Origin of the sequence: Enterobacter sp. UCD-UG_FMILLET, from assembly GCF_000762975.1 — a bacterium.
Taxonomy (GTDB): domain Bacteria; phylum Pseudomonadota; class Gammaproteobacteria; order Enterobacterales; family Enterobacteriaceae; genus Enterobacter; species Enterobacter dykesii.
Genome location: NZ_JRJC01000018.1, coordinates 18,900 through 41,086, shown reverse-complemented (window position 1 = coordinate 41,086; position 22,187 = coordinate 18,900). Strand labels below are relative to the sequence as shown.

Below are 22,187 nucleotides of genomic sequence, written 5' to 3'. Positions count from 1 at the left end.
GTATAGATAGCGGACAAAAGAGACTGAGGTGGAGAGGGTGCTAAAAAGGCCCCACTGACGTGGAGCCTTTATTGTACGCTTTTTAACGCGTGATTTCAGTCAATTCCAGTTACATGGACTGAGTGAAAGTACGGGTGATAACGTCCTGCTGCTGTTCTTTAGTCAGGGAGTTAAAACGTACTGCGTAGCCAGATACGCGGATGGTCAGCTGAGGATATTTCTCAGGGTGTTCCATCGCGTCGAGCAGCATTTCACGGTTCATTACATTCACGTTCAGGTGCTGACCACCTTCGATGGACGCTTCGTGGTGGAAGTAACCATCCATCAGACCCGCGAGGTTAGTTTTACGCACTTCGTCGTCTTTACCCAGCGCGTTTGGCACGATAGAGAAGGTATAAGAGATACCATCTTTCGCGTAAGCAAACGGCAGTTTAGCAACGGAAGTCAGAGAGGCAACCGCACCTTTCTGGTCACGACCGTGCATTGGGTTAGCACCTGGGCCGAATGGCGCGCCAGCACGACGACCGTCTGGGGTGTTACCGGTTTTCTTACCATACACAACGTTAGAGGTGATGGTCAGAACAGACTGAGTCGGGATAGCGTTACGGTAAGTAGTCAGTTTCTGAATTTTCTTCATGAAACGTTCTACCAGGTCAACCGCCATGTCATCAACGCGAGAGTCGTTGTTACCAAACTGCGGATATTCACCTTCGATTTCGAAGTCTACAGCCAGGCCGTCTTCGTCACGAATTGGTTTAACTTTCGCATATTTGATTGCAGACAGGGAGTCAGCAGCAACGGACAGACCAGCGATACCACACGCCATGGTGCGGATAACGTCACGGTCGTGCAGCGCCATCAGAGAGGCTTCGTAGCTGTACTTGTCGTGCATGTAGTGAATAACGTTCAGCGCGGTCACGTACTGTTTAGCCAGCCAGTCCATGAAGTGATCCATGCGGTCCATCACTTCGTCGAAGTTCAGAACGTCGCCTTTAATCGGCTCAGACTTAGGACCAACCTGCATTTTCAGTTTTTCATCAACGCCGCCGTTGATTGCGTACAGCATGGTTTTCGCCAGGTTTGCACGCGCACCGAAGAACTGCATTTGTTTACCAACAACCATTGGGCTTACGCAGCAAGCGATAGCGTAATCGTCGTTGTTGAAGTCCGGACGCATCAGGTCATCGTTCTCGTACTGCAGAGAAGAGGTGTCGATGGACACTTTAGCCGCGAATTTCTTGAAGTTCAGAGGCAGTTTTTCAGACCACAGAACGGTGATGTTCGGCTCCGGAGAAGGACCCATGGTGTACAGGGTGTTCAGGAAGCGGAAGCTGTTTTTGGTTACCAGAGTACGGCCGTCAACGCCCATACCACCGATTGATTCTGTTGCCCAGATTGGGTCACCAGAGAACAGCTCATCGTATTCAGGGGTACGCAGGAAGCGAACCATACGCAGTTTCATGACCAGGTGGTCAATCATTTCCTGAGCGTCTTGCTCGGTGATTTTGCCTGCTTTGATGTCGCGTTCGATGTATGCATCCAGGAAGGTGGATACGCGACCGAAGGACATTGCTGCACCGTTCTGAGACTTAACAGCGGCCAGGTAGCCGAAGTAGGTCCACTGGATAGCTTCCTGAGCGTTGGTAGCAGGACCAGAGATATCGCAGCCATATTTCGCTGCCATCTCTTTGATCTGACCCAGCGCGCGGTGCTGTTCAGCGATTTCTTCACGCAGACGGATAGTCGCTTCCAGGTTTACGCCGTTTTCCAGATCGGACTGCAGGGAAACAAACTGCGCGTACTTGTCTTTCATCAGGAAGTCGATACCGTACAGCGCAACGCGACGGTAGTCGCCGATGATACGGCCACGGCCATACGCATCTGGCAGACCAGTCAGAACGCCAGATTTACGGCAGTTCAGAATGTCTTTGGTGTAAACATCGAACACGCCCTGGTTGTGGGTTTTGCGGTATTCGGTGAAGATTTTTTTCAGCATTGGGTCCAGCTCGCGGTTATACGCTTTGCAGGAACCTTCAACCATTTTGATACCACCGAACGGGATAATTGCGCGTTTCAGTGGTGCTTCAGTCTGCAGACCAACGATTTTCTCAAGGGCTTTGTTGATGTAGCCAGCATCGTGAGAAGTGATGGTGGAAGCAACGGAGGTGTCAAAATCAACTGGCGCGTGAGTGCGGTTTTCCAGTTTAACGCCTTCCATTACGCTGTCCCACAGCTTGGTGGTCGCGTCAGTTGCGCCAGCCAGGAAGGATTCGTCACCTTCATACGGGGTATAGTTTTTCTGAATGAAGTCACGTACGTTTACTTCATTCTGCCAGTCACCTTTCGCAAAACCTTCCCAGGCTGTGGCTAACTTTTCATTAAGCTCGGACATGTAACACCTACCTTCTTAAGTGGATTTTTTATTTACTGCCTGAGAAAACCATCAATGATGATCGTCGCCACGCAGGTAAATGACCCAGTATGTCAACCCAACTAACAGACCCCCACCGATAATGTTCCCGATAGTGACAGGGATCAGGTTATCAGTAATGAAATTCATAATAGTCAGGTGAGAGAAACTTTCCGGGGATGAACCAACTGCGGTCCAGAACTCCGGGCTTGCAAAGTCGCGGATGACAATGCCCATTGGGATCATGAACATATTCGCGATACTGTGCTCAAAGCCGCTGGCAACAAACATCGCAACCGGCAGAACCATAATTAAGGCTTTGTCCATCAGGCTACGACCCGAGTAGCTCATCCATACAGCCAGGCAGACCATCAGGTTAGCGAGGATGCCGAGAGCAACGGCTTCGATAAATGTGTGGTGCATTTTGTGGTCGGCGGTTTGCAGGACGTTAAGGCCCCAGCCACCGTTGGCGGTCATGTACTCGCCAGAAAGCCACATCAACAAAACAAAGAGCAGACAGCCAACCAGGTTACCCACGTAGACGTTGAGCCAGTTACGTGCCAGCTGGCCCCAGGTAATTCTTCCGCTGGCCTTTGCCACGACAATCAGCACCGTTGAGGTGAAGAGGTCGGCGCCGCAGATGACGCAAAGAATCAGACCCAGCGAGAAGCAAATGCCGCCAATCAGTTTGGCCATGCCGAAAGGCATTCCGGCAGTACCGGTAGTGGCGGTGATGTAGAAGACGAAAGCGATAGAGATGAACACACCAGCCGTGATCGCCAGATAGAACGTCTTCATCGGGTGTTTCGTTGCTTTATAGACACCCGCTTCTTCGGCAACTTTGGCCATCGCAGCAGGGAGTAAAAGATCAAAAGGGTTGTCAGCTTTCACACTAACTCTCTCTTTATTAAGTCGGCGACGAGATACTAACAAAGCATTATAGAAGAGAAATTGATATAGATCATATCTCGCCTGGCTTATAGGCCCGCAGTGTGTATGGTTTTACAGCAAATGCGGAGTAAGTATTTGATTATCCGTATAAAAATAAATTTTAAAAGTTATGAAAAGAGTTGAATTTTTTCGTTCAGCCACCTCTGACACAGTTAATTAATATGGAGTATTTACCATAAAAAGTAACAGTAAAGCCCAGGTAAATATTATTATATTTACCCATGTTTAACTTTATTATTACAATCAACAGTCATTGCCGAAGAAAATAAAAAACGGGGCAATGAAATTGCCCCGTAATATAGCCCAGACGATTGAATACGCCTACTGCTGGTAATGTTATCTGCGCTTATTTTGACCAGTAAGCGGCTTTAGCTTTCTGCAGCTTTTCGTAGGCCTTCAGCAGCGACTGATGCGCCGGGAAGGCTTTCAGATCGCTATCAACAGCCTGCAGGCCATAGAACGGCTCTTCGCCGCTCAGGGCTGCGCTGGCTGCTTCTACGGCCTCAGCTCCGTACATCCGCACGAAAGCATTCAGGTATTGCAGCGGCTCGCGATCGTCTTCCTGTGCCAGCAGCAGCAGGGTTTGCAGGCAGCGGTAATAATTGGTGCGCTCGGCAGAGAAGACCGACTGGTTGAATTCCATGGTCCACTCGGTCCAGGCCAGAGCCTGATCCAAATCGCCACCCGCCAGGGCCAGCATCGCTTTCAGCTCACCGATACGCAGGGTATACCAGCCGTTGTCTTTACCGGTCGCCAGGCCCAGCAGTTCGCGTACTCGGGTAAAGTCGTCGTGGCCTTCTTCGTCCAGCTGGGCGATCAGGTTCAGATAATCTTCTTTCTCCCACTCGCTGCCCGGCAGAGCCAGCAGCGTTTCGCGCAGGTGCGCGCCCATGCTGTTATTCGCCAGCCACAGATCTTCAGCCGGGTAGATGTCGGACATGCCCGGAACGATAATGCGGCACGCGTAGACGCCAAGATGTTCGTAGTCGGCAATGTAGACTTCCTGATCTTCGGCGTTGAAGATAGCCATCAGCGTGGCGAACTCTTCTTCCGTGGTACCGGCAAAGCTCCAGTCCACGAACGGATAGTCGGCGTCCTGCTTGAACATATCCCAGGAAATTAAACCGCTGGAGTCGATGAAGTGGGTTTCAAGGTTGGTATGCTCGGCCACTTCTTCATCGTCAAACGTTGGCGGAGTGAAGACGTCGAGATCTTTCAGGCTACGGCCCTGCAGCAGCTCGGTAACGGTACGCTCCAGCGCAACGCCGAAGTCAGGGTGTGCGCCGAAGGAGGCGAAGCAGGTGCCGTTAGCCGGGTTAAACAGCACGACGCAGATAACCGGGTACTTACCGCCCAGCGAGCCGTCGTAGGCAAAGATTGGGAAACCTTCTGCTTCCAGCTTAGCGATGGACTCCACAACGCCCGGGTAGCGCGCCAGTACGTCTGCCGGAATTTCAGGCAGGCTGATGGATTCAGCGATGATGCGGTTTTTAATGTGGCGTTCGAAAACTTCAGACAGACCCTGCACGCGCGCTTCATTGCGGGTGTTACCGGCGGACATACCGTTGGACACATACAGGTTGCCGACGATGTTCATCGGAATATACACGGTCTGCTCGTCAGACTGACGGGTGAACGGCAGGGCGCAGATCCCACGGTCTTCATTGCCAGACTGCAGATCGATCAGCATGCTGGCCGTCAGTTCGTTTTCCGGATCGTAGAAAGCACGCAGGCGCGCGTCGAGAATACCTTCCGGCAGCTCGTCATCTTCGGTCAGCGGGAACCATTTTTCATTCGGATAGTGAACGAACGGGCCGTTAGCGATGGTTTCGCCCAGCCAGAAGTCAGCGAAGAAATAGTTGGTGGACAGACGCTCAAAATACTCACCCAGCGCAGAGGCCAGTGCCGCTTTTTTCGTCGCGCCTTTACCGTTGGTAAAGCACAGGGCACAGTCTTTATCGCGAATATGCACGGACCAGACATGAGGCACCGGATTGAGCCAGGAGGCTTCTTCGATGTTAAAACCCAGGTCGGTCAGTTTCTGCTGGAAGCGAGCGATGGAATCTTCCAGAGCGGCGTCTTTGCCGGGGATAAACGTTTGAGTCATGGCGTTCACTTTTATCGTACGTAAAGCGCGCAATGATACGGGTTTTGCGTGACGGGTGCTATCTTCGGCGAAAATAAAAGGCTGGGCTATGCTTAGTGGCAGTAACTGACTGTTAAGGCATAGAAAAATGAAAGCATTTGATCTCCAGCGGATGGCGTTTGATAAAGTTCCTCCTGAATTTCTGGGCGAAGTGGCGCTGCGCAGCCTGTATACCTTCGTACTCGTCTTCCTGTTTCTTAAAATCACCGGCCGCCGCGGCGTGCGGCAGATGTCGCTCTTTGAGGTGTTGATCATCCTGACGCTGGGTTCGGCGGCGGGGGACGTTGCCTTTTATGATGACGTGCCGATGGTGCCGGTGTTTATCGTTTTTGTCTCACTGGCGCTACTTTATCGCCTTGTCATGTGGCTGATGTCGAAAAGCGAAAAGCTGGAAGATCTGCTTGAAGGCAAGCCGGTCGTTATCGTCGAGGACGGACAGTTGGCCTGGGAAAATGTACAAAGCGCCAATATGACCGAGTTTGAGTTCTTTATGGAGCTACGCCTGAACAGCGTTGAACAGCTCGGGCAGGTGCGTCTGGCGATCATGGAAACCAACGGGCAGATCAGCGTTTATTACTATTCAGACGACGAGGTAAAACCGGGACTGTGTATCCTGCCGGATATGCTGATCGAGCGTTTCAGAACGGTACCTGAATCAGGCGAGTATGCTTGCGTAAGATGTAGCCATGTCGTCGCGATGCAGCCGGGGGATCGCCAATTATGCCCCCGCTGTGCAAATCCGGAATGGACGAAGGTTAGCCGGGCCAAACGTATCACCTGACAGCCATTTTGTCGGTTTTGACTTAGCGAGGCGGCAGATTGTTTTGTGTGACGCGGTGCACATTTCACGGGTCATAAGTTTTAGACATTGCGGCGCGTGTCACTGAATGATAAAACCGATATCCACAGTTATAACTTATGGCTTTTAGCATGGTGAGGGGAAATGGCTCAAGTCTTTAATTTCAGTTCAGGTCCGGCAATGTTACCGGCAGACGTGCTTAAACAGGCTCAACAGGAACTTTGTGACTGGAACGGTCTCGGTACGTCGGTGATGGAAATCAGCCACCGTGGTAAAGAGTTTATTCAGGTGGCGGAAGAGGCAGAAAAGGATTTTCGCGATCTGCTGAATATTCCCTCGAACTACAAAGTATTGTTCTGTCACGGCGGTGGACGCGGCCAGTTTGCAGGCGTTCCGCTGAATATTCTCGGTGACAAAACGACGGCTGACTACGTTGATGCGGGTTACTGGGCGTCAAGCGCCGTTAAGGAAGCGCATAAATACTGCACGCCGAATGTTATCGACGCCAAAGTGACCGTTGACGGTCTGCGCGCCGTGAAGCCAATGAGCGAGTGGCAGCTTTCCGATAACGCAGCGTATCTGCACTACTGCCCGAATGAAACCATTGACGGGATTGCCATCGACGAGACGCCAAACTTCGGTAGCGATGTCGTGGTTGCCGCCGACTTCTCCTCCACCATTCTGTCTGCGCCAATTGATGTCAGCCGCTACGGCGTTATCTATGCGGGCGCGCAGAAAAATATCGGCCCGGCCGGTTTGACTATCGTCGTCGTGCGTGAAGACCTGCTGGGTAAAGCGCATAAATCCTGCCCGTCGATTCTTGATTACACCGTGCTGAACGATAACGATTCGATGTTCAACACTCCCCCAACGTTTGCCTGGTATCTCTCCGGCCTGGTCTTCAAATGGCTGAAGCAAAACGGCGGCGTGGCGCAGATGGACAAGGTGAATCAGCAGAAAGCTGAACTGCTGTATGGCGTGATCGACAAGAGCGATTTCTACCGCAACGATGTGGCGAAAGCGAACCGTTCCCGCATGAACGTGCCGTTCCAGCTGGCGGACAGCAGCCTGGATAAAGTGTTCCTGGAGGAGTCCTTCGCGGCAGGCCTGCATGCGCTCAAAGGTCACCGTGTCGTTGGCGGCATGCGTGCCTCCATCTATAACGCGATGCCGCTGGAAGGCGTTAAAGCCCTGACGGATTTCATGATCGACTTCGAACGTCGTCACGGTTAATTTGCTGTTTTTCACCCCCGCAGCGTCCCTGCGGGGTTTTTATTATGTTGAGTTGAGAGTTTAGTTTTCATGGAATCCCTGACGTTACAACCTATCGCGCGGGTAGATGGCACCATCAATCTGCCTGGTTCAAAAAGTGTCTCGAACCGCGCTCTGCTGCTGGCAGCTCTGGCAAACGGCACCACCGTCCTTACAAACCTGCTGGACAGCGATGACGTGCGCCATATGCTCAATGCGCTGAAAGCGTTGGGCGTTCAGTACACTCTCTCCGACGATCGTACCCGCTGCGAAGTGACCGGCAACGGCGGCGCGCTGAGCTCGGGCGAAGAGCTTGAGCTGTTTCTGGGCAACGCGGGTACCGCGATGCGCCCGCTGGCGGCGGCCCTGTGTCTGGGCAGCAACAACATCGTGCTGACCGGCGAGCCGCGCATGAAAGAGCGTCCGATTGGTCACCTGGTGGATGCTCTGCGCCAGGGCGGCGCGCAGGTTGAGTATCTTGAGCAGGAAAACTATCCGCCACTGCGTCTGCGCGGCGGTTTTACCGGCGGTAACGTCGAGGTGGACGGCAGCGTTTCCAGCCAGTTCCTGACGGCACTGCTGATGACCGCGCCGCTGGCGCCGCAGGATACGGTTATTAGCATCAAGGGCGACCTGGTTTCTAAACCGTACATTGATATCACGCTACACCTGATGAAAACCTTCGGTGTTGAGGTGGAAAACCAGTCTTATCAGCGTTTTGTGGTGCGCGGGGCGCAGCAGTACCAGTCTCCGGGCAACTACCTTGTTGAGGGTGATGCGTCATCCGCATCCTACTTCCTGGCCGCGGGTGCGATTAAAGGCGGCACGGTAAAAGTGACCGGTATTGGCCGTAACAGCGTGCAGGGTGACATCCGTTTTGCGGATGTGCTGGAAAAGATGGGCGCCATTGTCACCTGGGGCGATGACTTCATCTCCTGTACCCACGGCGAGCTGAACGCCATCGACATGGACATGAACCATATCCCGGATGCGGCGATGACCATTGCCACGGCGGCGCTGTTCGCCAAAGGCACTACCACGCTGCGTAACATCTACAACTGGCGCGTAAAAGAGACGGACCGCCTGTTCGCGATGGCGACCGAGCTGCGAAAAGTCGGTGCCGAGGTGGAAGAGGGCGAAGACTACATTCGCGTGACTCCTCCGGCAAAACTGCAGTTTGCGGAAATCGGCACCTACAACGATCACCGTATGGCGATGTGCTTCTCGCTGGTGGCGCTTTCAGACACGCCTGTAACGATTCTTGACCCGAAATGTACCGCGAAAACCTTCCCGGACTACTTTGAACAGCTGGCACGCATTAGCACGCTGGCCTGATAACGTATTGCCGCATCACCCGATGCGGCATTTCCTTACGCTTCATTACGAACACCTCCGCTCATTTCTTCTACACTCTGCTTCAATCATTCCGTAATTTGCACGCAAAGGTAACAGTTGCGCACGTTGGCGCGTATAATGCGCGGCGTTCATGTAAACGGTATGCCTTATTTAAGGAGAAAAAGATGACGGCAGTTGCCCCGGTAATCACCATTGATGGGCCGAGTGGCGCAGGGAAAGGTACTCTGTGCAAAGCGATGGCGGAAGCATTGCAATGGCATCTTTTAGATTCGGGAGCAATCTATCGCGTGCTGGCGCTGGCCGCGCTGCATCACCATGTGGATGTCGCGTCTGAAGAAGCGCTGGTTCCGCTGGCTGCGCATCTGGATGTGCGTTTCGTATCGACTGATGGCAACCTGGAAGTCATCCTTGAAGGGGAAGACGTGAGCGGCGAAATCCGTACGCAGGAAGTGGCTAATGCGGCCTCTCAGGTTGCGGCGTTCCCGCGCGTTCGCGAGGCGCTTTTACGTCGTCAGCGCGCGTTCCGTGAAGCCCCGGGGCTGATCGCTGACGGACGCGATATGGGAACGGTGGTATTCCCTGATGCGCCAGTAAAAATTTTCCTCGACGCCTCTTCGGAAGAACGTGCTCAACGCCGCATGCTTCAGTTGCAGGAAAAGGGGTTTAGTGTTAACTTTGATCGCCTTTTATCCGAGATAAAAGAGCGCGATGACCGCGATCGTAACCGCGCCGTCGCCCCACTTGTTCCTGCAGAAGATGCATTAGTTCTGGATTCAACCAGTTTAACTATTGAGCAAGTGATTGAAAAAGCGCTACAATATGCGCGCCAAAAACTGGCACTCGCGTAATCGCGACCGATTTAGCAGTACCCCCGCTGCAATGGATTGACGGCGGGTATGTGAAACAACCCCATCCGGCACGGAGCCAGGTGGACGTTAATATTAACCTGAAGATTAAACATGACTGAATCTTTTGCTCAACTGTTTGAAGAATCCTTAAAAGAAATCGAAACCCGCCCGGGTTCCATCGTTCGCGGTGTTGTTGTTGCTATCGACAAAGACGTAGTACTGGTTGACGCCGGTCTGAAATCTGAGTCCGCCATTCCGGCAGAGCAGTTCAAAAACGCCCAGGGCGAGCTGGAAATCCAGGTTGGTGACGAAGTTGACGTTGCTCTGGACGCAGTAGAAGACGGCTTCGGTGAAACCCTGCTTTCTCGTGAGAAAGCTAAACGTCACGAAGCATGGATCACGCTGGAAAAAGCTTACGAAGAAGCTGAAACTGTGGTCGGTGTTATCAACGGCAAAGTTAAAGGTGGCTTCACTGTTGAGCTGAATGGTATTCGTGCGTTCCTGCCAGGTTCTCTGGTAGACGTTCGTCCAGTTCGTGACACTCTGCACCTGGAAGGCAAAGAGCTTGAGTTCAAAGTAATCAAGCTGGACCAGAAGCGTAACAACGTTGTTGTTTCCCGTCGTGCCGTTATCGAATCCGAAAACAGCGCAGAACGCGATCAGCTGCTGGAAAACCTGCAGGAAGGCATGGAAGTCAAAGGTATCGTTAAGAACCTCACTGACTACGGCGCATTCGTTGACCTGGGCGGCGTTGATGGCCTGCTGCACATCACCGACATGGCGTGGAAACGCGTTAAGCACCCAAGCGAAATCGTGAACGTGGGCGACGAAATCACTGTTAAAGTGCTGAAGTTCGACCGTGAGCGTACTCGTGTATCCCTCGGCCTGAAACAGCTGGGCGAAGATCCATGGGTAGCTATCGCTAAGCGTTACCCAGAAGGTACTAAACTGACTGGTCGCGTAACCAACCTGACTGACTACGGCTGCTTCGTTGAAATCGAAGAAGGCGTTGAAGGTCTGGTGCACGTTTCCGAAATGGACTGGACCAACAAAAACATCCACCCATCCAAAGTTGTTAACGTTGGTGATGTAGTGGAAGTGATGGTTCTGGATATCGACGAAGAACGTCGTCGTATCTCCCTGGGCCTGAAACAGTGCAAAAACAACCCATGGCAGCAGTTCGCGGAAACCCACAACAAGGGCGACCGTGTTGAAGGTAAAATCAAGTCTATCACTGACTTCGGTATCTTCATCGGCCTGGACGGCGGCATCGATGGCCTGGTTCACCTGTCTGACATCTCCTGGAACGTTGCAGGCGAAGAAGCAGTTCGTGAATACAAAAAAGGCGACGAAATCGCTGCAGTTGTTCTGCAGGTTGACGCAGAGCGTGAGCGTATCTCCCTGGGCGTTAAACAGCTCGCAGAAGATCCGTTCAACAACTGGGTTGCACTGAACAAGAAAGGCGCAATCGTAAACGGTAAAGTGACTGCAGTTGACGCTAAAGGCGCAACCGTAGAACTGGCTGACGGCGTTGAAGGTTACCTGCGCGCTTCTGAAGCTTCCCGTGACCGCGTTGAAGATGCCACTCTGGTTCTGAACGTAGGCGACGACGTTGAAGCTAAGTTCACCGGTGTTGACCGTAAGAACCGTGCAATCAGCCTGTCTGTTCGTGCTAAAGACGAAGCTGATGAGAAAGATGCAATCGCCACTGTTAACAAACAGGAAGATGCAAACTTCTCTAACAACGCAATGGCTGAAGCTTTCAAAGCAGCTAAAGGCGAGTAATATCAGGTTCTCAGCATCATTTGCGCTGTAACGCATTTACAGCCTGAAGGATGAGGAGCAAACTTGACAGATTGCAGGATTCGTCCTGTAATCAATAACAAAGGGCGGCTACGGCCGCCCTTGTTTAATGAGCTGTTCAGCTAATTGGTTTGAAAGGAACCGGAGGAATCATGACCAAGTCAGAATTGATTGAAAGACTTGCCAGTCAGCAACCGCATATCCCTGCCAAGGCAGTGGAAGATGCCGTAAAAGAGATGCTGGAGCATATGGCCTCCACTCTTGCCCAGGGCGAGCGCATTGAAATCCGCGGTTTCGGTAGTTTTTCTCTGCACTATCGTGCTCCACGTACCGGGCGTAACCCGAAAACTGGCGATAAAGTCGAGCTGGAAGGTAAGTACGTTCCACACTTTAAGCCGGGTAAAGAACTGCGCGATCGCGCCAATATTTACGGCAACTGAGTTTAGCCAGCCGGTTAAACTGGGTTCGAAAGAAAGCACCTGCGGGTGCTTTTTTTGTGTCTGTCGCTTTCATTCTGAAGATGCCCCGCATTTTCCATTTCGTTTTCTGCAAACCGATAAAAACAGCACAGCGCGCGCTGTAAAACGCACTCTTCCCATCTGACATTCCTTCTGCCTGATTACATACTGCCCCTCTGAAACAGGGAGGTAGCAATGGGAATTCCCGCGCTTAGCATCTGCGCCATTCTGGCGATAGCCCCGTTACTCTGGTTACCTGTACTGCCATCACGTCATACCGTGTGGATAATGATTGTTGGCGGGATCGTGCTGGCCGCACGGCGAAACGTACGACTGAAGTATGCGGGTATCACGCTGTTATTTTGCGTGTGGGGTATTCTGGCTGCGAAGGAGAGCGTCTGGCCGATGCAGCATTTAACCACGGGGGCCGTGCAGGCTGAGGTAGCAATTACCGCCACAGATGGCGCAACGCAGCATCAGGGAAACATTCTCCGCGTCGATGGCCAGCGCTGGTGGGCCTCTACCGGCGTAACGCTGTATGGCAATTATCTGCCACAGAATGCGTGTGCCGGTCAGCGCTGGAGCATGACGCTCAGGCTCAGGCCTGCTCATGGCGAACTGAACGACGGCGGTTATGATTCTCAGCGCAGCGCTTTTGCCCGCCATCAAACGCTGAGCGGGCGCTTCACCCGTGCGGAACTCGTCGATGGGCGCTGCAGCCTGCGAGCGCAATATCTCATGTCACTGCAAAACCGACTTTCGGCTTACCGCTGGGGGGCTGTTATCCTCGGACTGGGAATGGGTGAACGTCTGGATGTGCCCCGGGAAATACAAGACCTGATGCGTGAAACCGGGACGCTGCATCTGATGGCGATTTCGGGTCTGCATATCGCGCTAGCGGCATCCCTCGCCTGGTTACTCGCACGTGGGCTACAGTTTTTATTACCCAGCCACCGTATCCACTGGCAAATGCCTCTCCTGGCCGGGTTATGCTTTGCCGCTTTCTACGCCTGGCTTACCGGTCTGCAACCTCCTGCGCTACGCACGGTCATCGCGCTTGCTGTGCTTGCAATGTTGCGGATCGCTGCCAGGCAATGGTCTCCATGGCAGGTATGGGGGGGCTGTATCGCGGCGATCCTGATAAGCGATCCCTTAGCCATACTCTCCCAGAGTCTGCTCTTGTCTGCATTTGCCGTCGCCGCACTGATTTTCTGGTTTCAGTGGCTGCCTCTTCCTCGCTGGCGCCGGGCACGACGTATACGGCCGCTGCTGAACCTGATCTATCTGCAGGTGGGCATGCTGATGCTGCTGATGCCACTACAGGTTCTGATTTTCCATGGCTTCAGCATCACCTCCTTGGTCGCAAATCTCTTTGCCGTTCCCCTGGTGACGTTTGTCTCCGTGCCGCTGATCCTGCTCGGCATGCTGCTTCATCTCCTGCCGCTGGCGGCACCTGAAAGCGTCGTCTGGTTCGCAGTCGATAAGTCACTTGCGGGATTGTTCTGGTTCCTCATGCGCTTGCCTTATGGCTGGCAAAATGTCGACCAACGCTGGCAGTACATGACATTACTGCCCTGGCTTATCATCATTGGCTGGCGCTTTCGTGCCTGGAAAACCCTTCCTGCCGTTTGTCTTGCAGGGAGTGTTTTACTCACATTTCCTCTCTGGAGAACGGAAAAAAACGAGAGCTGGACGCTCCATATGCTGGATGTAGGGCAGGGGCTGGCGATGGTTGTTGAACGACAGGGAAAAGCCATTCTCTATGATACCGGGCTTGCCTGGCCGGGCGGGGATAGTGCGCAGCGGTTAATTATCCCGTGGCTTCGCTGGCATCACCTGCGGCCTGAAGGCGTTATTCTCAGTCATGAACACCTCGACCATGCGGGAGGACTCGCATCGTTGCAAAAAGCGTGGCCGGACGTGTGGGTAAGAAGCCCATTGCGCCTGGCGGGGCATCACCCCTGTTTTCGCGGGCAGAGATGGAAATGGCAGGGACTCTCCTTCACCGTACACTGGCCCCCTGAAAATTACCCGGCTCAGGGAAACAACCATTCCTGCGTGGTAAAGGTGGACGACGGTGAGCAGAGTGTTCTGCTAACTGGGGACATTGAAGCGCAGGCGGAACAGGCTATGCTTAGCCATTACTGGCGTTATCTGACGTCCACGCTCATACAGGTGCCCCATCATGGCAGCAATACTTCGTCGTCATTGCCGCTGGTACAGCGGGTGGAAGGTCAGATCGCCCTGGATTCCGCGGCCCGCTATAACGCATGGCGATTCCCGTCGGCAAAAGTTGTCCAACGCTATCGAAAAGAGGGGTACATCTGGCACGATACCCCTCATTCTGGACAAATATCGGTGACATTCTCGCAACATTACTGGCAAATCCGGCGCTTGCGAGAGCAATTTTTAGCCGTTTGGTATCATCAGTGGTTTGGCGAGCCCGTCGATAACGGGTAGAATATGCGGCTATTTCAACGAATGCTGGTTTTTTGAATGCATAACGACAAAGATCTCTCCACGTGGCAAACCTTCCGCCGACTCTGGCCGATGATTGCGCCCTTTAAAACAGGCCTGATCGTGGCGGGAGTAGCGTTAATCCTCAACGCAGCCAGCGATACTTTTATGCTATCGCTTCTCAAACCGTTACTGGACGACGGTTTTGGTAAAACGGATCGCTCAGTGTTGCTATGGATGCCTCTGGTGGTTATCGGACTGATGATCTTACGCGGCATTACCAGCTATATCTCCAGCTACTGTATTTCCTGGGTATCAGGGAAAGTGGTTATGACCATGCGCCGTCGCCTGTTCAGCCACATGATGGGCATGCCGGTCTCGTTCTTTGACAAGCAGTCTACCGGGACGCTGCTGTCCCGTATTACCTACGATTCCGAGCAGGTTGCCTCTTCGTCCTCAAGCGCACTGATCACCGTTGTGCGTGAGGGCGCGTCAATCATCGGCCTGTTCGCGATGATGTTCTATTACAGCTGGCAGCTGTCGATCATCCTTATCGTTCTGGCTCCGATTGTTTCTATTGCTATCCGCGTCGTCTCAAAGCGCTTCCGCAATATCAGTAAGAATATGCAGAACACGATGGGGCAAGTGACGACCAGCGCGGAACAGATGCTGAAAGGGCATAAAGAAGTTCTGATTTTCGGCGGTCAGGAAGTCGAAACCAAACGCTTTGATAAAGTCAGCAATAAAATGCGTCTTCAGGGGATGAAAATGGTCTCGGCCTCTTCCATCTCTGATCCGATTATTCAGCTGATTGCCTCCCTGGCGCTGGCATTCGTCCTGTATGCGGCAAGCTTCCCTAGCGTGATGGAGACGCTGACGGCGGGTACTATCACCGTGGTCTTCTCCTCGATGATCGCCCTGATGCGTCCGCTGAAATCCCTGACGAACGTGAACGCCCAGTTCCAGCGCGGGATGGCCGCCTGCCAGACCCTGTTCAGCATTCTGGATTCCGAGCAGGAAAAGGATGAAGGTAAGCGCGTGATCGAGCGTGCAAACGGAGACGTTGAATTCCGTAACGTGACCTTTACCTATCCAGGCCGCGAAGTGCCTGCCCTGCGTAATATCAATCTGTCTATTCCGGCGGGTAAAACCGTTGCGCTGGTGGGCCGTTCCGGTTCGGGTAAATCGACTATTGCCAGCCTGATGACCCGTTTCTACGACATTAATGAAGGTGAAATCCTGTTAGATGGTCACGACCTGCGGGAATATACCCTGCAGTCGCTGCGTAACCAGGTGGCGCTGGTTTCCCAGAACGTGCACCTGTTTAACGATACCGTCGCCAATAACATCGCTTATGCGCGCACGGATGAATACAGCCGCGAGCAGATTGAGAACGCCGCGCGTATGGCCTATGCAATGGACTTTATCAACAAGATGGATAACGGCCTGGATACGATAATCGGTGAGAACGGCGTGCTTCTCTCCGGTGGCCAGCGCCAGCGTATTGCGATTGCGCGCGCGCTGCTGCGCGATAGCCCAATTCTGATCCTGGACGAAGCGACCTCGGCGCTGGATACGGAATCTGAACGCGCTATCCAGTCCGCGCTGGATGAACTGCAAAAGAACCGTACCTCGCTGGTGATTGCGCACCGTCTGTCGACTATCGAGCAGGCTGATGAAATCGTCGTGGTTGAGGATGGCGTCATTGTTGAACGCGGAAGCCATGCCGATCTACTGGAACACCGTGGCGTTTATGCCCAGTTGCATAAGATGCAGTTCGGTCAACAATGATTGCACGCATCTGGTCCGGTGAATCCCCGCTGTGGCTGCTGCTTTTGCCGCTCTCCTGGCTGTATGGTCTGGTGAGCGGCATTATCCGTCTGCTTTACCGTTTAGGATTTAAGCGGGCCTGGCGTGCGCCGGTTCCGGTTGTAGTGGTCGGTAATCTCACGGCGGGCGGCAACGGTAAAACCCCGGTGGTGATCTGGCTGGTGGAGCAATTGCAAAAACGCGGTATTCGTCCGGGGGTTGTCTCTCGCGGTTATGGCGGTAAAGCGGCGCAGTATCCTCTTCTGCTCACGGCGGAAACTACAACCGCCGAAGCGGGCGATGAACCGGTCCTGATATATCAGCGTACCGGCGCGCCGGTTGCGGTCTCCCCGGTGCGCAGCGACGCCGTGCAGGCTCTGGTTGACGAACACGCGGTGCAAATCATCATTACGGATGATGGTCTGCAACATTACGCCCTGGCGCGTGATAAAGAGATTGTGGTCATCGACGGGGTTCGCCGCTTCGGTAACGGCTGGTGGCTACCGGCCGGACCCATGCGCGAACGCGCTTCGCGCCTTAAGTCCGTTGATGCGGTGATTGTTAACGGCGGTGAGGCAAAAGCGGGTGAAATCCCCATGCACCTGCAGCCGGGTCCTGCGATTAACCTGGTGACGGGGGAACGCCGGTCGGTTGCTGAGCTGCCTTCACCGGTGGCGATGGCGGGTATTGGTCATCCGCCACGCTTCTTCGCGACGCTGGAACAGTGTGGTGCCCGGCTGGAAAAACGCGTTCCGCTGGCCGACCATCAGGCACTGGTTGAAGGGCAGGTAGACGCCCTGACCGTACCCGGGCAGTCGCTGATCATGACCGAAAAAGATGCGGTGAAATGCCGTGCCTTCGCGAAAGAAAACTGGTGGTATCTGCCGGTTGACGCTGAACTCAGCGGCGAGCAGCCGGAACGTTTGCTCAAGGAACTGATTGCGTTGGTGAAATAAACGCTTACGCGGTTCTGGTGGCGCTTTGACTGACAGGAAAACGCATGTCTCTACCGCAACTCTCGCTCTCAGCCGCACGTAATCTCCACCTTGCCGCGCAGGGGTTGCTTAAAAAGCCCCGCCGCCGCGCGCAGCCTGCCGATATTCTCTCTACCGTCCAGCGCATGTCGCTGCTTCAAATCGACACCATTAACATAGTGGCCCGTAGCCCTTACCTGGTGCTGTTTAGCCGCCTGGGGAATTATCCTTCGCAGTGGCTGGATGAGGCGCTCAGCAAGGGGGAGTTAATGGAGTACTGGGCGCACGAAGCCTGCTTCCTGCCCCGCAGCGATTTTGCCCTGGTTCGTCACCGTATGCTTGCTCCGGAAAAGATGGGCTGGAAATACCGTCAGGCGTGGATGCTGGAACATGCGGCTGAAATTGAGCAGCTTATCGCGCATATTCAGGATAACGGTCCCGTACGCTCCGCTGATTTTGAACACCCGCGCAAAGGCACCAGCGGCTGGTGGGAGTGGAAACCGCACAAGCGTCATCTTGAAGGGTTATTCACGTCAGGTAAAGTCATGGTCATTGAACGGCGTAATTTTCAGCGCGTTTATGACCTGACGCATCGCGTGATGCCCCACTGGGACGACGAGCGTGACCTGCTTACTCAGGAGGCCGCCGAGGCCATCATGCTGGAGAACAGCGCCCGCAGTCTGGGCATTTTCCGTCCGCAATGGCTGGCAGATTATTATCGCCTTCGTCAGCCCGCGCTGAAACCGCTGATGGACATATGGCAACGCGAACAGCGCGTCATCCCCGTCACGGTGGAAACGCTGGGCGAAATGTGGCTGCATGCGGATCTCCTCCCGCTACTGCCTCTGGCCCAGGAGGGGAAACTTCAGGCAACCCACAGTGCGGTGTTGTCGCCTTTCGACCCGGTCGTCTGGGATAGAAAACGCGCCGAGCAGCTGTTCGATTTTAGCTACCGGCTGGAATGTTATACCCCGGCTCCAAAGCGCCAGTATGGTTACTTTGTTCTCCCGCTGCTGCATAAGGGGCAACTGGTCGGGCGCATGGACGCCAAAATGCACCGCAAGACCGGCACGCTTGAAATCATTGCGCTTTACCTGCAAGAGGGGGTCAGGGTGACGGCGAGCCTGGAAAAAGGGTTAACGTTCGCCATTGGCGAATTCGCGCGCTGGCAGGGTGCCCGCGAAGTGACGCTGGGCCGGGTGCCCGACGGACTGTTTACTTCCTGTCGAAGTGGCTGGGAAACAGGCACTCCCTGAAAAGGGAATGTGTTAAGCTTTAGCGATTACCCATACGGAGGAACTATGGATCACCGTTTACTTGAAATTATTGCCTGCCCGGTATGCAACGGCAAACTCTACTACAGCCAGGACAAACAGGAGCTGATTTGCAAGCTGGACAGCCTGGCTTTCCCGCTGCGTGACGGCATTCCGGTACTGCTGGAAAATGAAGCTCGTTCCCTGGTGGCAGAAGAGAGCAAACCATGAGTTTTGTTGTCATTATTCCTGCGCGCTATGCCTCAACGCGTCTGCCGGGTAAACCGCTGGTGGATATCAACGGCAAGCCGATGATTGTGCATGTCCTCGAGCGTGCGCGTGAATCCGGTGCCGATCGCGTGATTGTTGCTACCGATCATCCTGACGTCGCCCGTGCGGTTGAGGCGGCAGGCGGTGAGGTGTGCATGACCCGCGCCGATCACCAGTCCGGCACCGAGCGTCTGGCGGAAGTGGTTGAGAAATGTGGTTTCAGTGATGATACGGTTATCGTGAACGTGCAGGGTGACGAGCCGATGATCCCGGCGGTGATTATCCGTCAGGTGGCAGAAAACCTGGCTCAGCGTCAGGTCGGAATGGCGACGCTGGCGGTACCCATTCATCATGCAGAAGAAGCTTTCAACCCGAATGCGGTGAAGGTCGTCATGGATGCGGAAGGCTATGCGCTCTATTTCTCCCGCGCCACGATCCCGTGGGATCGCGATCGCTTTGCGCTCTCTAAAGAGACAATCGGTGATACTTTCCTGCGTCATATTGGGATTTACGGCTATCGCGCCGGCTTTATTCGTCGATATGTTACCTGGGCGCCGAGTCCGCTGGAGCATATCGAAATGCTGGAGCAGCTTCGCGTGCTCTGGTACGGCGAAAAAATTCACGTTGCCGTTGCCAGCGAAGTGCCTGGAACGGGCGTTGATACGCCGGAAGATCTTGAGCGCGTTCGCGCCGAGCTGCGCTAATACCGCCTGCATCCCTCCTGTCGGAGGGATGTTCTCTCCCTCGCTAATTCCCCTTTCTTTTTCCTAATTGTTCTCTTCCGGGTGACATCTCCCTTCAGGACGCTCATTATAAAAGCAGTAGTCTTAATGGGGGTAATCTCATATGGAACAGCTGCGCGCCGAACTTAGCCATCTGCTGGGTGAGAAATTAAGCCGGGTCGAATGCGTGAGTGAAAAGGCCGATACCGCGCTTTGGTCGTTGTATGACAGTCAGGGCAACCCAATGCCGCTGATGGCCAGAAGTTTCACCTCGCCGGGCGTTGCCAGACAGCTGGCATGGAAAATGTCGATGCTGGCGCGGGAGGGAACCGTCCGTATGCCGACGGTGTACGGCGTGATGACCCACGAGGAACACCCTGGCCCGGACGTGCTGCTGATTGAGCGCTTGCGCGGCGTGCCCGTTGAAGCGCCCGCGCGCACGCCGGAACGCTGGGAGCAGTTAAAAGACCAGATTGTCGAGGCGCTGCTGGCCTGGCACCGCCAGGATAGCCGCGGACTTGTCGGTCCGGTCGACAGTACCCAGGAAAACCTGTGGCCGCTGTGGTATCGCCAGCGGGTGGAAGTGCTGTGGGGAACGCTTAACCAGTTCAGCAATACCGGTTTGACCATGCAGGATAAGCGTATTCTGTTTCGCACCCGAGAGTGCTTGCCGGCGCTGTTCGACGGTTTTAATGACAACTGCGTGCTGATTCATGGCAACTTCACCCTGCGCAGCATGCTCAAGGACTCCCGCAGCGATCAGCTTCTGGCGATGTTGGGGCCGGGGATCATGCTCTGGGCTCCGCGCGAATATGAGCTGTTCAGGCTCAGCGACAGCGGGGCGGCGGAAGGTTTACTGTGGCACTACCTTCAACGCGCGCCCGTTGCAGAAGCGTTTCTCTGGCGGCGCTGGCTTTATCTGCTCTGGGACGAAGTCGCGCAGTTGGTCAACACCGGACGTTTTAATCGCGCAAATTTCGATCTGGCAACAAAATCACTCTTACCCTGGCTCGCCTGACGATCCTTTCAGCCACTGCCAGAGGCGTCCGAGCGTCTCATAACCGACGCGATCGCTGTGCATCAGCCAGGCCGGGGAGGGGATCGCCCGTTCCCACGGGTTGAGCGGCGCGTCGATGGCCATCTGGTTTGCCGGGGCGGGAAGCGGGTGCAGGCCTTGCTTCTCAAAGAAAATCATCGCGCGCGGCAGGTGTGAGGCGGAGGTCACCAGTAAGAACGGGACATCGCCAATCGCCTGCTTCACTGCGGCAGCCTCTTCTTCGGTATCTTTTGGGCTGTCCAGGGTGATAATCGAGGAACGCGGCACGCCGAGTGATTCTGCGACCCTGGCGCCCGCTTCTGCCGTACTCACCGGGTTTGTTTTGGCCGCCGCGCCGGTGAAGATCATTTTTGATCCCGGATTTGCCAGCCAGAGGCGGATACCTTCGTTTAGCCGTGGCAGGCTGTTGTTGATCAGGTTTGAACTGGGAGCCCAGTCAGGATCCCAGGTATATCCGCCGCCCAGCACTACGATGTACGCCACTTTCTGATTTCCCTGCCATGTTGGGTATTTGTTTTCGATGGGGCGTAGAAGACCATCCGCGACCGGCTGCAGGCTCAACAACAGCAGGACAAACCAGCCGAGCGTGATAAGCGTTTTGCCACCTTTCTGAAAGCGACTAAACCACACCAGCGCCAGCCCCAGCGCGATGATGATGAGCAGCAGCGGAAGGGGAAGCATCATCCCTCCAATGTATTTCTTAAGGGTAAAAAGCATCCTTTTTGGTTCCTTTTTTGACCATATAGCAGGTGTTTACCCGTGATATTACACCAGAGAGGTTCATTCTCCGCGCGGGTGTGACAAAATAGCGGTTTTGCAGTTAGCGAGTGGAACTCTCCCAATGCGGGATCGCAATTTTGATGACATCGCGGAAAAGTTTTCGCGCAACATTTATGGCACCACGAAGGGGAAGCTTCGTCAGACGATCCTCTGGCAGGATCTGGATACCATTCTGGCTACCTTTGGTGGTCAGACGTTGCGCGTGCTGGACGCCGGTGGCGGTGAAGGGCAGACGGCGATAAAAATGGCCGAGCGCGGTCATCACGTCACGCTTTGCGATCTTTCTGCTGAAATGGTCGCCCGCGCGACGCGTGCTGCAGAAGAGAAAGGTGTGAGCGACAACATGCATTTTATACAATGCGCCGCTCAGGACATCGCACAGCATTTGGAAACCCAGGTTGATCTGATATTGTTTCATGCGGTGCTGGAGTGGGTTGCCGATCCGCAAAGCGTGTTACAAACCCTGTGGTCGATGTTGCGCCCGGGCGGCACGCTGTCGCTGATGTTCTACAATGCTAACGGCTTCTTGATGCACAACATGGTTGCAGGAAACTTCGACTATGTGCAGGTCGGGATGCCCAAAAAGAAAAAGCGCACGCTTTCCCCGGACTATCCGCGCGATCCACAGCAGGTTTATGGCTGGCTGGAAGCGATTGGCTGGCAGATCGTCGGGAAGACGGGCGTCAGGGTGTTTCATGATTATCTGCGTGAAAAACACAAACAGCGTGACTGTTTTGACACCTTAACAGAATTAGAAACGCGGTATTGCCGTCAGGAGCCTTTTATCAGCCTTGGCCGCTATATTCACGTCACCGCGCACAAGCCGCAGATGCAAGGATAACC

The 22,187-nt window shown here is 54.2% G+C and carries 18 protein-coding genes; 14 read left to right on the top strand and 4 right to left on the bottom strand.

The window, feature by feature from the left end; genetic code table 11:
• Positions 1 to 109: 109 nt before the first annotated feature.
• The 3 genes from pflB to ycaO form a co-directional block, all read right to left on the bottom strand.
• Positions 110 to 2,392: a formate C-acetyltransferase gene (pflB, locus tag LA04_RS09235; protein ID WP_024907798.1), complete on the bottom strand. Its 2,283-nt coding sequence runs from the start codon at positions 2,390 to 2,392 to the stop codon at positions 110 to 112.
• A gap of 51 nt (positions 2,393 to 2,443) precedes the next feature.
• Positions 2,444 to 3,301: a formate transporter FocA gene (gene focA, locus LA04_RS09230; RefSeq protein WP_008499974.1), complete on the bottom strand. Its 858-nt coding sequence runs from the start codon at positions 3,299 to 3,301 to the stop codon at positions 2,444 to 2,446.
• Positions 3,302 to 3,707: 406 nt separating this feature from the next.
• Entirely contained in the window at positions 3,708 to 5,468 is a 1,761-nt protein-coding gene (gene ycaO, locus LA04_RS09225) for a 30S ribosomal protein S12 methylthiotransferase accessory factor YcaO (RefSeq protein ID WP_047651308.1), read from the bottom strand.
• Between the two features lie 127 nt (positions 5,469 to 5,595).
• On the opposite strand from ycaO, the gene LA04_RS09220 reads away from it, so the two are divergent.
• From LA04_RS09220 to LA04_RS09160, 13 genes are all read left to right on the top strand, one after another.
• The gene (locus tag LA04_RS09220; protein WP_023310994.1) at positions 5,596 to 6,288 is read left to right on the top strand and encodes a DUF421 domain-containing protein; all 693 of its coding nucleotides are present in this window, start codon (positions 5,596 to 5,598) and stop codon (positions 6,286 to 6,288) included.
• 162 nt (positions 6,289 to 6,450) lie between these two features.
• Positions 6,451 to 7,539, top strand: a complete 1,089-nt coding sequence (serC, locus tag LA04_RS09215) for a 3-phosphoserine/phosphohydroxythreonine transaminase (protein WP_047651307.1) — start codon at positions 6,451 to 6,453, stop codon at positions 7,537 to 7,539.
• Between the two features lie 69 nt (positions 7,540 to 7,608).
• Positions 7,609 to 8,892: a 3-phosphoshikimate 1-carboxyvinyltransferase gene (gene aroA / locus LA04_RS09210; RefSeq protein ID WP_047651306.1), complete on the top strand. Its 1,284-nt coding sequence runs from the start codon at positions 7,609 to 7,611 to the stop codon at positions 8,890 to 8,892.
• A gap of 185 nt (positions 8,893 to 9,077) precedes the next feature.
• Entirely contained in the window at positions 9,078 to 9,761 is a 684-nt protein-coding gene (gene cmk / locus LA04_RS09205; RefSeq protein ID WP_013097305.1) for a (d)CMP kinase, read from the top strand.
• Between the two features lie 111 nt (positions 9,762 to 9,872).
• A complete protein-coding gene (gene rpsA, locus LA04_RS09200; protein ID WP_008499966.1) occupies positions 9,873 to 11,546 on the top strand; it encodes a 30S ribosomal protein S1 in 1,674 nt (557 codons plus the stop codon).
• A 170-nt stretch (positions 11,547 to 11,716) separates the two neighbouring features.
• Complete coding sequence (gene ihfB, locus LA04_RS09195) at positions 11,717 to 12,004, top strand: integration host factor subunit beta (protein WP_008499965.1); 288 nt, start codon at positions 11,717 to 11,719, stop codon at positions 12,002 to 12,004.
• 213 nt (positions 12,005 to 12,217) lie between these two features.
• Positions 12,218 to 14,482 (top strand): ComEC family protein, encoded by a 2,265-nt coding sequence (locus tag LA04_RS09190; protein ID WP_047651305.1) that lies wholly within the window; start codon positions 12,218 to 12,220, stop codon positions 14,480 to 14,482.
• A 36-nt stretch (positions 14,483 to 14,518) separates the two neighbouring features.
• Positions 14,519 to 16,270 carry a lipid A ABC transporter ATP-binding protein/permease MsbA gene (msbA, locus tag LA04_RS09185; protein WP_047651304.1) on the top strand — a complete coding sequence of 584 codons (1,752 nt, stop codon included), beginning with the start codon at positions 14,519 to 14,521 and terminating at the stop codon, positions 16,268 to 16,270.
• Positions 16,267 to 17,244 (top strand): tetraacyldisaccharide 4'-kinase, encoded by a 978-nt coding sequence (gene lpxK / locus LA04_RS09180; RefSeq protein WP_047651303.1) that lies wholly within the window; start codon positions 16,267 to 16,269, stop codon positions 17,242 to 17,244. The genes msbA and lpxK overlap by 4 nt, the downstream gene beginning before the upstream one ends.
• Positions 17,245 to 17,288: 44 nt before the next feature.
• Positions 17,289 to 18,518, top strand: a complete 1,230-nt coding sequence (locus LA04_RS09175; protein WP_047651302.1) for a winged helix-turn-helix domain-containing protein — start codon at positions 17,289 to 17,291, stop codon at positions 18,516 to 18,518.
• A gap of 45 nt (positions 18,519 to 18,563) precedes the next feature.
• On the top strand, positions 18,564 to 18,746 hold the full coding sequence (gene ycaR / locus LA04_RS09170; protein WP_006174474.1) for a protein YcaR: 183 nt from the start codon (positions 18,564 to 18,566) through the stop codon (positions 18,744 to 18,746).
• Positions 18,743 to 19,489 carry a 3-deoxy-manno-octulosonate cytidylyltransferase gene (gene kdsB, locus LA04_RS09165; RefSeq protein ID WP_023311001.1) on the top strand — a complete coding sequence of 249 codons (747 nt, stop codon included), beginning with the start codon at positions 18,743 to 18,745 and terminating at the stop codon, positions 19,487 to 19,489. Before ycaR ends, kdsB begins: the two co-directional genes overlap by 4 nt.
• Positions 19,490 to 19,631: 142 nt before the next feature.
• On the top strand, positions 19,632 to 20,525 hold the full coding sequence (locus LA04_RS09160; protein WP_047651301.1) for a YcbJ family phosphotransferase: 894 nt from the start codon (positions 19,632 to 19,634) through the stop codon (positions 20,523 to 20,525).
• On the opposite strand, the gene elyC is transcribed toward LA04_RS09160, so the two are convergent.
• Complete coding sequence (gene elyC / locus LA04_RS09155; RefSeq protein WP_047651300.1) at positions 20,508 to 21,281, bottom strand: envelope biogenesis factor ElyC; 774 nt, start codon at positions 21,279 to 21,281, stop codon at positions 20,508 to 20,510. The genes LA04_RS09160 and elyC overlap by 18 nt on opposite strands.
• 124 nt (positions 21,282 to 21,405) lie before the next feature.
• Here elyC and cmoM point away from each other — a divergent pair, with 124 nt between their 5' ends.
• On the top strand, positions 21,406 to 22,185 hold the full coding sequence (gene cmoM / locus LA04_RS09150) for a tRNA uridine 5-oxyacetic acid(34) methyltransferase CmoM (RefSeq protein WP_047651299.1): 780 nt from the start codon (positions 21,406 to 21,408) through the stop codon (positions 22,183 to 22,185).
• Positions 22,186 to 22,187: the final 2 nt, after the last annotated feature.

Bases quoted from the DNA above. Each gene is read 5' to 3' on its own strand.
- elyC (WP_047651300.1), bottom strand. From the start codon at position 21,281: ATGCTTTTTACCCTTAAGAAATACATTGGAGGGATGATGCTTCCCCTT.
- kdsB (WP_023311001.1), top strand. From the start codon at position 18,743: ATGAGTTTTGTTGTCATTATTCCTGCGCGCTATGCCTCAACGCGTCTG.
- LA04_RS09190 (WP_047651305.1), top strand. From the start codon at position 12,218: ATGGGAATTCCCGCGCTTAGCATCTGCGCCATTCTGGCGATAGCCCCG.
- rpsA (WP_008499966.1), top strand. From the start codon at position 9,873: ATGACTGAATCTTTTGCTCAACTGTTTGAAGAATCCTTAAAAGAAATC.
- ihfB (WP_008499965.1), top strand. From the start codon at position 11,717: ATGACCAAGTCAGAATTGATTGAAAGACTTGCCAGTCAGCAACCGCAT.
- pflB (WP_024907798.1), bottom strand. From the start codon at position 2,392: ATGTCCGAGCTTAATGAAAAGTTAGCCACAGCCTGGGAAGGTTTTGCG.
- ycaO (WP_047651308.1), bottom strand. From the start codon at position 5,468: ATGACTCAAACGTTTATCCCCGGCAAAGACGCCGCTCTGGAAGATTCC.
- lpxK (WP_047651303.1), top strand. From the start codon at position 16,267: ATGATTGCACGCATCTGGTCCGGTGAATCCCCGCTGTGGCTGCTGCTT.
- cmk (WP_013097305.1), top strand. From the start codon at position 9,078: ATGACGGCAGTTGCCCCGGTAATCACCATTGATGGGCCGAGTGGCGCA.
- ycaR (WP_006174474.1), top strand. From the start codon at position 18,564: ATGGATCACCGTTTACTTGAAATTATTGCCTGCCCGGTATGCAACGGC.
- serC (WP_047651307.1), top strand. From the start codon at position 6,451: ATGGCTCAAGTCTTTAATTTCAGTTCAGGTCCGGCAATGTTACCGGCA.
- LA04_RS09220 (WP_023310994.1), top strand. From the start codon at position 5,596: ATGAAAGCATTTGATCTCCAGCGGATGGCGTTTGATAAAGTTCCTCCT.
- LA04_RS09175 (WP_047651302.1), top strand. From the start codon at position 17,289: ATGTCTCTACCGCAACTCTCGCTCTCAGCCGCACGTAATCTCCACCTT.
- LA04_RS09160 (WP_047651301.1), top strand. From the start codon at position 19,632: ATGGAACAGCTGCGCGCCGAACTTAGCCATCTGCTGGGTGAGAAATTA.
- aroA (WP_047651306.1), top strand. From the start codon at position 7,609: ATGGAATCCCTGACGTTACAACCTATCGCGCGGGTAGATGGCACCATC.
- msbA (WP_047651304.1), top strand. From the start codon at position 14,519: ATGCATAACGACAAAGATCTCTCCACGTGGCAAACCTTCCGCCGACTC.
- cmoM (WP_047651299.1), top strand. From the start codon at position 21,406: ATGCGGGATCGCAATTTTGATGACATCGCGGAAAAGTTTTCGCGCAAC.